This is a genomic window from Aureibacter tunicatorum (genome assembly GCF_036492635.1).
GTDB lineage: Bacteria > Bacteroidota > Bacteroidia > Cytophagales > Cyclobacteriaceae > Aureibacter > Aureibacter tunicatorum.
In genome coordinates, this window is record NZ_AP025305.1 from 4,076,358 (window position 1) to 4,088,097 (window position 11,740).

Annotated in this window: 11 protein-coding genes; 9 read left to right on the top strand and 2 right to left on the bottom strand. The window is 38.6% G+C overall.

Annotation, left to right across the window (positions count from 1 at the left end; genetic code table 11):
• Positions 1-257 precede the first annotated feature (257 nt).
• Both queA and AABK36_RS17125 read left to right on the top strand, forming a co-directional pair.
• Positions 258-1,304 (top strand): tRNA preQ1(34) S-adenosylmethionine ribosyltransferase-isomerase QueA, encoded by a 1,047-nt coding sequence (gene queA / locus AABK36_RS17120; RefSeq protein ID WP_309940069.1) that lies wholly within the window; start codon positions 258-260, stop codon positions 1,302-1,304.
• A gap of 71 nt (positions 1,305-1,375) precedes the next feature.
• Positions 1,376-2,056 carry a 2-C-methyl-D-erythritol 4-phosphate cytidylyltransferase gene (locus AABK36_RS17125; RefSeq protein ID WP_309940068.1) on the top strand — a complete coding sequence of 227 codons (681 nt, stop codon included), beginning with the start codon at positions 1,376-1,378 and terminating at the stop codon, positions 2,054-2,056.
• 47 nt (positions 2,057-2,103) lie between these two features.
• Here AABK36_RS17125 and AABK36_RS17130 read toward each other — a convergent pair whose 3' ends face one another.
• Positions 2,104-2,325, bottom strand: a complete 222-nt coding sequence (locus AABK36_RS17130) for a DUF2795 domain-containing protein (protein WP_309940067.1) — start codon at positions 2,323-2,325, stop codon at positions 2,104-2,106.
• Between the two features lie 202 nt (positions 2,326-2,527).
• Complete coding sequence (locus AABK36_RS17135; protein ID WP_309940065.1) at positions 2,528-3,778, bottom strand: DUF349 domain-containing protein; 1,251 nt, start codon at positions 3,776-3,778, stop codon at positions 2,528-2,530.
• A 188-nt stretch (positions 3,779-3,966) separates the two neighbouring features.
• On the opposite strand from AABK36_RS17135, the gene ettA reads away from it, so the two are divergent.
• The 7 genes from ettA to rny all read left to right on the top strand — a co-directional run bounded on the left by ettA (position 3,967) and on the right by rny (position 11,730).
• Positions 3,967-5,649 carry an energy-dependent translational throttle protein EttA gene (gene ettA, locus AABK36_RS17140; RefSeq protein WP_309940064.1) on the top strand — a complete coding sequence of 561 codons (1,683 nt, stop codon included), beginning with the start codon at positions 3,967-3,969 and terminating at the stop codon, positions 5,647-5,649.
• A gap of 150 nt (positions 5,650-5,799) precedes the next feature.
• Positions 5,800-6,051, top strand: a complete 252-nt coding sequence (gene rpsT / locus AABK36_RS17145; RefSeq protein WP_309940437.1) for a 30S ribosomal protein S20 — start codon at positions 5,800-5,802, stop codon at positions 6,049-6,051.
• A 98-nt stretch (positions 6,052-6,149) separates the two neighbouring features.
• Positions 6,150-6,842, top strand: a complete 693-nt coding sequence (radC, locus tag AABK36_RS17150; protein WP_309940063.1) for a RadC family protein — start codon at positions 6,150-6,152, stop codon at positions 6,840-6,842.
• Positions 6,843-7,005: 163 nt separating this feature from the next.
• Positions 7,006-9,423 (top strand): phenylalanine--tRNA ligase subunit beta, encoded by a 2,418-nt coding sequence (pheT, locus tag AABK36_RS17155; protein WP_309940062.1) that lies wholly within the window; start codon positions 7,006-7,008, stop codon positions 9,421-9,423.
• Between the two features lie 53 nt (positions 9,424-9,476).
• A complete protein-coding gene (locus AABK36_RS17160) occupies positions 9,477-9,776 on the top strand; it encodes a hypothetical protein (protein WP_309940061.1) in 300 nt (99 codons plus the stop codon).
• A gap of 10 nt (positions 9,777-9,786) precedes the next feature.
• Complete coding sequence (locus tag AABK36_RS17165; protein ID WP_309940060.1) at positions 9,787-10,071, top strand: cell division protein ZapA; 285 nt, start codon at positions 9,787-9,789, stop codon at positions 10,069-10,071.
• A 93-nt stretch (positions 10,072-10,164) separates the two neighbouring features.
• Positions 10,165-11,730, top strand: coding sequence for a ribonuclease Y (gene rny / locus AABK36_RS17170; protein WP_309940059.1), 1,566 nt, complete (start codon positions 10,165-10,167; stop codon positions 11,728-11,730).
• The last annotated feature ends 10 nt before the right edge of the window (positions 11,731-11,740 follow it).

Sequence of the window (11,740 nt, forward strand, 5' to 3'; positions counted from 1 at the left end):
CGCACAATATTGAAAACACCTCAGCTTTCAATTTTCAATACGCCACAGATACTATGTCAAGTCGATAACATAATACAATTTCTGCTGTTAAATTAGCGACTTGGGTGCAATTATTTGAAAAACAAGCTCTTTCAAACGCAATCCCAGCTTCAATATTTTAAAAAATTACAAAAATATTAAGTCCATTGCCAAGTAATTGGTTATCTTTGTAATCTTGACCTAAAGGGGACATTTTAATTTAATCCGCAAATTAAAATATGAAATTATCAGAATTCAAATTTGAATTGCCTTCATCGCTAATTGCTCAATATCCATCTGAAAACAGAGATGAGTCTCGTTTGATGGTAGTGCACAAGGATACAGGCGAAATAGAACATCGCATATTCAAGGACATCATAGAATACTTCGACGAAGGTGATATATTAGTCAATAACGATACAAAAGTCTTTCCTGCAAGGCTATACGGCAACAAAGAAAAGACTGGCGCGAAAATCGAAGTTTTTCTTCTTCGCGAATTAAATAAAGAAATGCACCTTTGGGATGTGCTTGTAGATCCAGCGAGAAAAATTCGCGTTGGAAACAAGCTATACTTCGGAGACGGCGACTTGGTAGCAGAAGTTATTGACAACACTACTTCCAGAGGTAGAACAATCAGATTCCTTTATGAGGGAGATGATGAAGATTTCTACAAAACAATCGATAGCTTAGGAGAAACGCCACTGCCTAAGGAACTAAAAAGAGACGCTGAGCCAGAAGACAGAGATAGATTTCAAACTATCTATGCTAAAAATGTAGGAGCCGTTGCAGCGCCTACTGCAGGACTTCACTTCACTCCTCAAATACTAAAAAGACTAGAAATCAAAGGCATAGATATCGCTTCTATCACGTTGCATATCGGTCTGGGCACTTTTAGACCTGTGGATGTGGAAGACCTTACGAAGCATAAAATGGATTCTGAAAACTTCCAAATATTGGAAGACACAGCGCTAGCGGTCAACAAAGCTCTAGACAGCAAAAGAAGAGTTTGCGCTATCGGAACCACTTCAATGAGATCATTAGAATCTTCAGTTTCCGCTAATGGCAGGCTAAAGGCTTATGAAGGATGGACTGACAAGTTTATCTTCCCTCCATATGATTTCAAAATTTGCAATGCTTTGGTTTCCAACTTTCACCTTCCTGAATCAACGTTATTAATGATGAATTGCGCGTTTGGAGGATATGAGTTAGTTATGAAAGCTTACGAAGAAGCAATTAAAGAGAAGTATAGATTCTTCAGTTATGGAGATGCTATGCTAATCATCTAAAATATTCAAACATCACTTTTGAAAGCGACATTTTATTGTGTCGCTTTTTTTATTGCTTAACAATTCTACCTATGAAATATAATGCGATAATAGTAGCCGGGGGAAGTGGAACAAGAATGCAATCAAGCATTCCTAAACAGTTTCTAAGAATTAACAACACCCCAATCATCATTCACACGATTAGAGCATTTCAAAAGTTTTCGAAAGAAATCAATATCATACTGGTACTGCCAAAAGATTCGATTCCTATCTGGGAAGAACTCAAGAAGCAATATACTGACATTAAGGACATACAAACTTGCCTTGGGGGAAAAAGTCGCTTCCAATCAGTATCCAATGGCTTAGCCTGTATAAAAAGCGAGAACAATAACTTAGTCGCAATACATGATGGAGTAAGGCCATTTGCAACAGTGCAAATGATTCAAAACGCTTTCGATGAAGCCGAAAAATACGGCAATGCAATTTGCTCTGTAAAGCCGAAAGACTCTATTAGAAAGCTTAACGCAGAAGGAAACAGCCAAGCTGTTGACAGAGAAGCATACAGGATTATTCAAACACCTCAAACATTCAAGGTGGAAGTAATCAAACAAGCCTTTCAAACAGAAGAAATGAGCTTCTTCACTGATGACGCTAGTGTCGCTGAATACGCAGGCCACATGATTCATCTAGTGGAAGGCAGTTACGAAAATATAAAAATCACTACCCCGGAAGATTTATATCTTGGAGAAGCTATTTTGAGCAAACAGAAATAGAGCAAAAAGGTTTATTCCTTTTTGCTCTATTTCAAACTCAAGAATGATTAATACTCATCCTCATTAAAGAAGAAATCTTCCTTAGTAGGATAATCAGGCCATATCTCTTCAATACTTTCATAAGGTTGCCCATCATCTTCCAACTCATCCAGGTTTTCAACTACCTCCATTGGAGCACCTGATCTGATAGAAAAGTCAATCAACTCATCTTTTGTAGCCGGCCATGGAGCATCCTCCAAGTAAGAAGCCAATTCTAAAGTCCAATACATATTTACCTCCTTGATAATTTTTTGTCGTTTCTTATTTTGTCGTGCAAAAATAAAATTTATTCTCAAATAAAAAACTACTATTTTTTCAATATCTACTTTTTTTCTGCTCGTACTGAATAGACGATAAAAGTTTAATTTTGTTGTAAGCCAAATAAAAAAAGCCCATCAAATGATGAGCTTTAATTGAATTATACATTTTTTCTTACTTCAACTGGGATTTTAGCTCAGCAATTAGAGCTTTTTTCACTCTTACTTTTCTTTCCTTCACTTGATGCTTTCCAGATAGCATAGAGCTTATTTCATTTCCTCCCAAGCCAAACTTATCCATATTTTCATTAAAAAGATCTAAATCTTTTTGATCTCTATGATATAAATCTTGAAGGATTCTCAATTTGAGCTTATCTTGCTCAAACTTGTCCTTTTGGTCAAAGCCTTTGAATTTTGATTTGCAAAGCTTATCCACAAACCCTCTTTCAGTCACTTTATCGCAAGCGAAATAGAATCTATCCATCAACTTGCTATCAACCGTTGACTTGGAGAACCTTAATGTCTTTTTCCATTCAGACATCAACTTGTTAACCTCTGAAGCACTAGTATGGTCATTTTGAGTTGATTCAGCCAACGCTTCAGCTCTTTCAACCATAGAAGTCAATGTCTCTCCCTGCTTTTGAGCTCTCTCAACTTGACGCTCTTTTTTCAGGCGGTTGAAAACTTCGTCATTAGCAGCTCTGAATTTTTCCCAAAGCTCATTTCTAAACTTTGCTGGAATAGGCTCCAATGTTTTCCACTGCTGTTGCAACTTTTTCAACTCATCCGCTGCCGATGCCAAGTTCTCGCTTTCCTTGAAAGCTTCAGCCTTATCCACCAAGTCTTGATATGCAGATACTTTATCTTTGATCAAGCTTTGCTTTTCTTGATAAAACTCTTTCTTCTTTTCAAAGAAACCGTTTAAAATCTCGTCAAACTGTTGCTCAACCTCTTGGTTGTCGGGACCTACACTACCCGTCTTCAACCATCTTATTTTCAAATCCTTGAATTTCTCAGTAGCTTCTTTCCAGTCTTTCAGCTCTTTCACCGCCTCAGCCTCCAAAAGCAAAGCCCTCTTTATTTCAAGATTTTTGATTCTGTTTCTATCGATCAGCTCTTGTATCTGTTGCTCGTAACGATTCAATGTCTCTAAAAGAGGAGTATAATCTCCAAGCCCGTCAAATTCCAAAAGATATTTGCGCAAGTGCACAAGCTTCATCAAGAATGAACCTTTGTTGGTTGCACTCTCTATCATATTGACAAGCTCATCGACTTTGCCTTTTGCCACTTCAAAGCGATCTACAAAGTATTGAAGAGAAGATTCGTCACTACCCTTCACTTCTCCAATTTGGCGTTCAGGGTAATCCAAAAATGCTTTTAGATACACCTTTCCGTCCTTAATGATTCCGTATTCGTTCGTTTCCAAAACCTAAGTAAGTCGTTACGTTAAAACAACAGGTTAAACTTAATTGCATCACAAAGCTAATTAATTCAAACTAAAGTATCAGCACAATATCAAAATTTTAGCGCTTTTGTAGTAAATTGGCCTTTAAAATGGCATTAAATAAGCTGTAACTAGGTATCTGCAAACATTAAAAAGCAAATAAATCATCTATGAGCGACGAAAAAATCATCTTTTCAATGGCGGGAGTCAACAAAATCTACCCGCCTCAGAAGCAAGTTCTGAAAAATATTTACCTTTCTTTTTTCTATGGAGCTAAAATAGGAGTTCTAGGTCTTAACGGATCAGGTAAATCCTCTTTGCTTCGCATTATCGCCGGCATTGACAAGGACTTCCAAGGGGAAGTAGTTTCTGACAGCGAATACAGCGTAGGACTGCTTGAGCAAGAACCTCAACTTGACGCCAACAAAACTGTCAAAGAAGTAATAGAAGAAGGCGTTCAGGAAATCGTCGACCTTTTGCAAGAGTTTGAAGAAATCAACCTTAAGTTTGCGGATCCGGAAGTTCTAGAAGATCCTGACGCTATGGACAAGCTAATCACTAGACAAGGCGAAGTTCAAGAAAAGCTAGACCAATTCGATGCATGGAACCTTGACTCGAGACTTGAGCGTGCGATGGACGCCCTGAGAACACCCCCAGCGGATGCAAAAATCAGCAAGCTTTCGGGAGGTGAAAAAAGAAGAGTCGCTTTGTGCAGACTTTTATTGCAAGAGCCTGACGTACTATTATTGGATGAGCCTACCAACCACTTGGACGCCGAGTCAGTGCACTGGCTGGAGCATCACTTGCAACAATATAAAGGTACTGTAATCGCAGTAACTCACGACAGATACTTCCTTGACAATGTAGCTGGTTGGATACTCGAGCTTGACAGAGGCGAAGGAATTCCTTGGAAAGGCAACTACTCTTCTTGGCTTGACCAAAAGCAAAAGCGACTAGCTCAAGAAGAAAAAACAGAATCAAAAAGACAGAAAACTCTTCAACGAGAGTTGGAATGGGTCAATATGACTCCTAAAGGCAGACATGCAAAGCAAAAAGCTCGTATCAGCTCATATGAAAACCTTCTTAACCAAGATGCTAAGGAAAAAGAAGCTAAACTTGAGCTATTCATCCCTGCAGGCCCTCGACTAGGAAGCAAAGTAATCGAAGCTCAAGGAGTTTCCAAAGCTTTCGATGACAAGCTTCTTTATGAAAACCTTGACTTCAGACTACCTCAAGGTGGTATAGTAGGTATCATTGGACCAAACGGAGCTGGTAAAACAACGCTTTTCAAACTAATCACTGGCGAGCTTGCTCCAGACTCAGGAAATTTCGAAACAGGCGAAACTGTCGAGATTGCATATGTAGACCAGGAGCATGACAACTTGGACCCTAACAAATCAGTCTGGGAAGTGATTTCCGGAGGCAATGAGCTAATAGAGCTTGGAGGCAGACAAATCAACTCCAGAGCTTATGTAAGCAAATTCAACTTTGGCGGGTCGGATCAAAACAAAAAAGTAGGACAACTGTCAGGTGGAGAGCGAAACAGAGTGCATCTTGCCATGACGCTTAAGCAAGGTGCCAATTTACTTCTACTCGATGAGCCTACCAACGACTTGGACGTAAACACGCTTAGAGCGCTTGAAGAAGCACTTGATAACTTTGGAGGTTGCGCAGTGGTTATTTCCCACGACAGATGGTTCTTGGATCGTGTAGCAACGCATATATTGGCTTTCGAAGGAGATTCGCAAGTTAAATGGTTCGAAGGCAACTTCTCTGAGTACGAAGAAGATCGCAAGAAACGTCTTGGCGATGAAATCCCTAAGCGTATCAAATACAAGAAGTTACAAAAATAGGTTCTATCATAAGCCATTTGTCATCTCATTTGGAGGAGTTTAAAAAATTCTTCAATAATTTGACAGATGGCTTTTGAAATAATTACAAAAAGCAATATCTTTGCGAACCTAAATAGAATTAGAAGAAAATATACAGATAATAAATTTGATATGGCAAATCATAAGTCAGCTTTAAAGAGAATTCGTTCTAACGGAGCTAAAAGATTAAGAAACAGATACCAGTCGAAAACTACAAGAACTTTCATCAAGAGATTGAGACACACGACTGACAAAACTGAAGCTCAAGAGCTTTTGAAAAAAGTTACAGGTATGATTGACAAGTTAGCTAAGCGTAACATCATCCACAAGAACAACGCTTCTAACAAAAAATCTAAGCTAACGAAATACGTTAACAGCCTATAAGATATAAACCTTGCAAATCGCAAGGTTTTATTTTTTTATGCCCACGCCTCTTATGGTTTAAATTTTGCAACGCTTGCTTTCATATCAAATCTTATTAGATGCAAGCTAAATACCTGAGCATACAAGAATGGGCTGAAGCAGACCGCCCAAGAGAAAAGTTGCTTTTAAAAGGCAAGCACAACCTTTCTGACGCCGAGCTTCTAGCTATACTTTTAGGCTCAGGAACCAAGTCGCTAAGCGCAGTTGATCTAGCCAAATCCATTCTAAAAGAAAGCGACAATAATTTGAACTCCCTTGCAAAATTGAACTTCAATGAGCTCATCAAGTTCAAAGGAATCGGATCCGCCAAGGCGATAGCAATTATAAGCGCTTTGGAACTCGGAAAACGTCGTTCTTCGCACTCGCCTATTTCCAGACCAAAGATACAATCTTCAAAAGACGCTTACCAAGTATTGCAAAAGCATCTCATGGACCTGCATCATGAAGAATTTTGGATCCTTTTTCTAAATAGAGCCAATGACATACTCAGCGAGAAGCGCATAAGCTTGGGGGGCATGTCAGGCACTGTGGCCGACCCGAAGATTGTGTTCTATGAAGCTTTGCAACAAAAGGCGCAAGCAATAATCATCGCTCACAATCATCCTTCGGGCAACCCTACTCCTTCGCAAGCCGACTTGGCATTGACGAAAAAACTTGTTGCCGCAGGTAAAATGCTCGACATCCAAATTCTTGATCATATCATATTTTGCGATCATTGCTACAAAAGCTTCGCTGACGAAGGGATTCTATAACATGTTGACTTGATATGAACCAAAAAGACAATCAATGAGCAAGATTTGCTAAAAAAGTCATTAGAAAAAATTTTTTATTACGCAAAAACATCGCTCAAATAAATGAAATAATTATTTTTGTTAATTATAGTAAGCATTATCAAAATAGAGCATATAAGTAAAAATGAAGATATCATTCAATTGGCTTAAAGAATATATTAAAATAGATGATTCACCCGAAATAATTTCGGATGTTCTCACGGCTACCGGCTTGGAAGTAGAGGGCTTGTCGGAATTCGAGCAAGTAAAAGGCGGACTGAAAGGATTGGTTATTGGTGAAGTTCTTACTTGTGAGAAGCACCCTGGCGCGGACAAGCTAAGCAAAACAACCGTTGACATAGGCGTGGAAATAGTGCCTATTGTTTGCGGTGCTCCCAATGTCGCTGCGGGCCAAAAAGTTGTTGTAGCAAAAGTTGGCAGCACTCTTTATCCAGAAGGACATGAGCCGTTCACTATCAAAAAAGCGAAAATCAGAGGAGAGCAATCCATGGGTATGATTTGCGCTGAGGATGAGATTGGTCTTGGAACATCGCATGATGGTATCATGGTGCTTGACACAGATTTGCCAAATGGGACGCCGGCAGCTGAGTATTTTGAACTTGACAGTGATTACACTATTGAGATCGGGCTTACGCCTAACAGAGCTGATGCCATGTCTCATATTGGAGTAGCTAGAGATATCAGAGCAGTGCAAGGCAACGATGTTAATTGGCCTAATATTTCTTCATTCGATATGGAAACCATAGCTGATGAACAAAATATTGAGATCTCTGTAGAAAATTTCGATGCTTGTCCGAGATACGCAGGCCTTACCATTGACAACATCAAAGTTGAGCCGTCTCCAGAGTGGTTGCAAAACAGACTTAAAGCTATCGGCTTAAGCCCAATCAATAATGTAGTGGATATCACCAACTATGTATTGCACGAAACAGGGCAACCTTTGCATGCGTTTGATCTTAGAGAAGTTAAAGGCAACAAAGTCATTGTTAAGACTTTGCCTGAAGGCACTATATTCAAAACTTTGGATGGTGAAGAAAGAAAGTTGAAGTCCAATGACTTGATGATCTGCAATGAAGAAAAGCCAATGTGCATCGCTGGCGTTTTCGGAGGATTAGAGTCAGGAGTTAAAGACGATACAACTTCTATTTTCCTTGAATCGGCTTACTTCTCTCCTGATTGGGTGAGAAAAACTTCTCAAAACCATACGCTTAAAACAGACGCGTCATTCCGTTTCGAAAGAGGTATTGATCCGAACATAACTATATTCGCTCTAAAAAGAGCAGCGTTGCTAATCAAAGAAATCGCTGGAGGAAAAATCACTTCCAAAGTTCAAGATATTTACCCTAACAAAATCGAGGACTTCAAAGTGCCTGTCAAGTTTAGAAATATCGACAGACTTATTGGAAAAACGCTTGACCGCCAGTTAATACACCAAATTCTTACAAGGCTTGATATCAAAACTTCTGAAGAGACATCTGAAGGCTTCATAGCGACAGTTCCCGCTTATCGCGTGGATGTGACAAGAGAAGCTGATGTCATCGAAGAGATCTTGAGAATTTATGGATATGACAACATTGAGGTATCAGAACACTTGAGCAGCAACTTCCTTTCGGAATACCCTGCTCACGAACCTTTTAAGCTTGAAAGATCCACTTCGCAGCAATTAGTGTCTTTGGGGTATAATGAACTTATCACAAATTCATTGACAAGTTCAAAATACAATGAGCATACTACTCACGTGAATTCGGAGGAGAACATCAATATTCTCAATAAATTAAGCGAAGAGCTTGATATTTTGAGACAAACGATGTTATTCAATCACCTAGAAGTAATATCCCACAATATCAACAGACAACAAAAAGATCTTAAACTTTTTGAGTTTGGCAAAACTTACAAAAAAGTAGGAGAAAAATACATAGAAGAAGCTAATCTATGCATATGTATTAGCGGCAATAAGAATACTGAAAACTGGCAAAAAACCTCTGAAAAAGTAACTTATTACGATTTACATGGTGATATTCTAAATATTTTCAATAAATTTAACCTTAAAGGTATAAACATAGAAAAAACCGAACTTGATATCCTAGAGTACGGCGCCGTTTACAAGCTGAATAACAAAGTCATAGCCTACGCGGGACTTGTTAAAAAGCAAATAGCCAAAGCTTTCGGGATCAAGCAAGACATTTTTTATGCCGAGATCAAGTGGGACAGTTTATTGAAAACTGTAAAAGCTGACAAGACTTTTGAGCCAATTTCAAAATTCCCGGCAGTAAGAAGGGATTTATCTCTAGTGATCGACAAATCCATCACTTATGAGCAAATAAAAGGAATCGCGGAGAAATCGGCAGGGAAACTTCTTTCCAGCATCAATGTCTTTGACACTTATGAAGGAGACAAAATTGATAGCGGCAAAAAGGCTTATGCCCTTAGTTTCATCTTGGAAGACAAGACAAAAACACTTAATGACAAAACCATCGACAAAGCGATGAATAAGCTCATTAAAGCTTTTGAATTTCAAATTGGAGCACACATTAGAAAATAATTAGAAGTAATAAGTACGGAATTTGTTCCGTACTTTGTAAATACTCGAATTATATGAAAAATGATCAACTGACGAATAAATTAAATTCCCTAGAAAGAAAGCTCAAAGTATTGCTTAATGAGCATAGTACGCTTCGACAGGAAGTCGAAATGCTTTCCAAAGAGAATGAAGAGTTGAAGTCAGTAATCAAAAGGAAGGATGAAGACGTCCAGAGTTACCAAAACAAATTGAATATTAGTACAATTGTAAACAGTATTGAAGTGGAAAATACTGATACATCTGAACTTAGGGCATTATTGAATTCTTACATTGAAGAAATAGATAAATGCATTGCTTATCTAAGCATTAAGTAAGTTGGAAAAAATGGAAAAACTTTCAATAAAAATAAAAATCGGTGATCGAGAATACCCAATGCGAGTTAGGTCTGAAGAAGAGGAGTTGGTTAGGCTTGCTGGTAAACAGGTCAATGATAAGTTAAAATTCTTCAAACAGCAATTCAAACTGGATGACCGCCAAGACTTATTGGCAATGGCGGCATTTGATGCAGTGGTTGAAAAACTCAAGCTGGAAAACAATAAGGGGATGACTGAAGAAGTGTTCGAGTCGAAGCTTGATGAATTGAATAAGCTTTTGAGCGACAACATATAGACTTTGACTTTTTACGAAAGTTTAATTTTTAACAACTTAATGAATACCTAAGTCCTGATGATAAAGTATTCTTCCCCGTTAAATCATTAAGCAATGGGAGATGCAATATATTATTTAATCACATTAATTGTAGGTGTGGGAGTTGGCGTAAGTATAGGAAGGTACTTATTGCGCCAAATTTTCAAAAAACAGGAACTAGATGCTCAGGAAAAAGCTGACCTCATGATCAAAGAGGCTAGAACTAGTGCTGAGTCTATCAAAAAAGATAAAATACACGAAGCGAAAGAAAAGTACTTGCAGCTCAAGTCTGATTTTGAAAAAGATGTAAGCCGTCGTAAAAACCAAATGGCGAATAAGGAAAATACCATCAAACAAAAAGATGTAAACCTTAACAAGCTTATTGAAGAAAACAAAAGAAAAGACAGCGAGCTAAACAAGAAAAAAGATCAATACGAGCGTCAATTAGAGTTATTGAAAGGCAAGGAAAAAGCTGTTGAAGAAGCTCATCAAGAGCAAATCACTGCTTTGGAAAGAATCGCCGGACTTTCAGCTGACGAAGCAAAAACGAGATTGGTTGAGTCTTTGAAAAACGAAGCTAAGACTATGGCGTCTTCGGCGATCAAAGACATCATGGAAGAAGCTAAGATGACAGCTACTAAAAATGCGAAAAAAGTTGTCATCCAAACGATACAAAGAACAGCTCCAGAGCATGCGATTGAAAACTGCGTATCGGTATTCAATATTGAAAGCGATGATATCAAAGGTAAGATCATTGGTAGAGAAGGCCGTAATATCAGAGCCTTGGAAGCTGCTACAGGTGTTGAAATTATCGTTGATGATACGCCTGAAGCGATCATTATCTCAGGATTCGATCCGGTTAGAAGAGAAGTAGCGAGATTGTCTTTGCACAGACTTGTTACGGACGGTAGAATTCACCCTGCCAGAATCGAAGAAGTTGTTGCTAAAACAACAAAGAATATTGAAGAGGAAATCGTTGAAATTGGAGAAAGAACGGTTATTGACTTAGGTATTCACGGTCTGCACCCGGAGCTTATCAAGCTAGTAGGTAGAATGAGATTCCGTTCATCATATGGACAGAACTTGCTTCAACACTCCAGAGAAGTGGCAAAATTGGCTGCGACAATGGCTTCTGAGTTAGGACTTAATTCCAAGCAGGCAAAAAGAGCGGGACTTCTTCATGATATTGGTAAAGTATGGCCTGAAGAGCCTGAATTGCCTCACGCAATTCTAGGTATGGAGCTAGCGAAAAAATACAAAGAGCATCCAGACGTTTGCAACGCAATTGGAGCTCACCATGATGAAATTGAAATGACTACTTTAATTTCACCAATCATTCAAGCTTGTGACGCTATCTCAGGATCTAGACCTGGCGCAAGAAGAGAAGTTATGGAGTCGTATATCAAGAGACTTAAAGATCTTGAAGACTTAGCTCTAAGCTTTGAAGGTGTCAACAAGTGCTTTGCTATCCAAGCTGGTAGAGAATTGCGTGTCATGGTTGATGCTGAATCCGTATCGGATACTCAAGCAGAAACGATTGCTTTTGACATTTCTCAAAAAATCGAAACTGATATGCAGTATCCAGGACAAATAAAAGTTACTGTAATCAGAGAAATGAGATCTGTGGCTTACGCAAAATAGCTTTAAAAAA

Coding starts and splice junctions, on each gene's coding strand:
- queA (WP_309940069.1), top strand. CDS start 258: ATGAAATTATCAGAATTCAAATTTGAATTGCCTTCATCGCTAATTGCT.
- AABK36_RS17125 (WP_309940068.1), top strand. CDS start 1,376: ATGAAATATAATGCGATAATAGTAGCCGGGGGAAGTGGAACAAGAATG.
- AABK36_RS17130 (WP_309940067.1), bottom strand. CDS start 2,325: ATGTATTGGACTTTAGAATTGGCTTCTTACTTGGAGGATGCTCCATGG.
- ettA (WP_309940064.1), top strand. CDS start 3,967: ATGAGCGACGAAAAAATCATCTTTTCAATGGCGGGAGTCAACAAAATC.
- rpsT (WP_309940437.1), top strand. CDS start 5,800: ATGGCAAATCATAAGTCAGCTTTAAAGAGAATTCGTTCTAACGGAGCT.
- radC (WP_309940063.1), top strand. CDS start 6,150: ATGCAAGCTAAATACCTGAGCATACAAGAATGGGCTGAAGCAGACCGC.
- pheT (WP_309940062.1), top strand. CDS start 7,006: ATGAAGATATCATTCAATTGGCTTAAAGAATATATTAAAATAGATGAT.
- AABK36_RS17160 (WP_309940061.1), top strand. CDS start 9,477: ATGAAAAATGATCAACTGACGAATAAATTAAATTCCCTAGAAAGAAAG.
- AABK36_RS17165 (WP_309940060.1), top strand. CDS start 9,787: ATGGAAAAACTTTCAATAAAAATAAAAATCGGTGATCGAGAATACCCA.
- rny (WP_309940059.1), top strand. CDS start 10,165: ATGGGAGATGCAATATATTATTTAATCACATTAATTGTAGGTGTGGGA.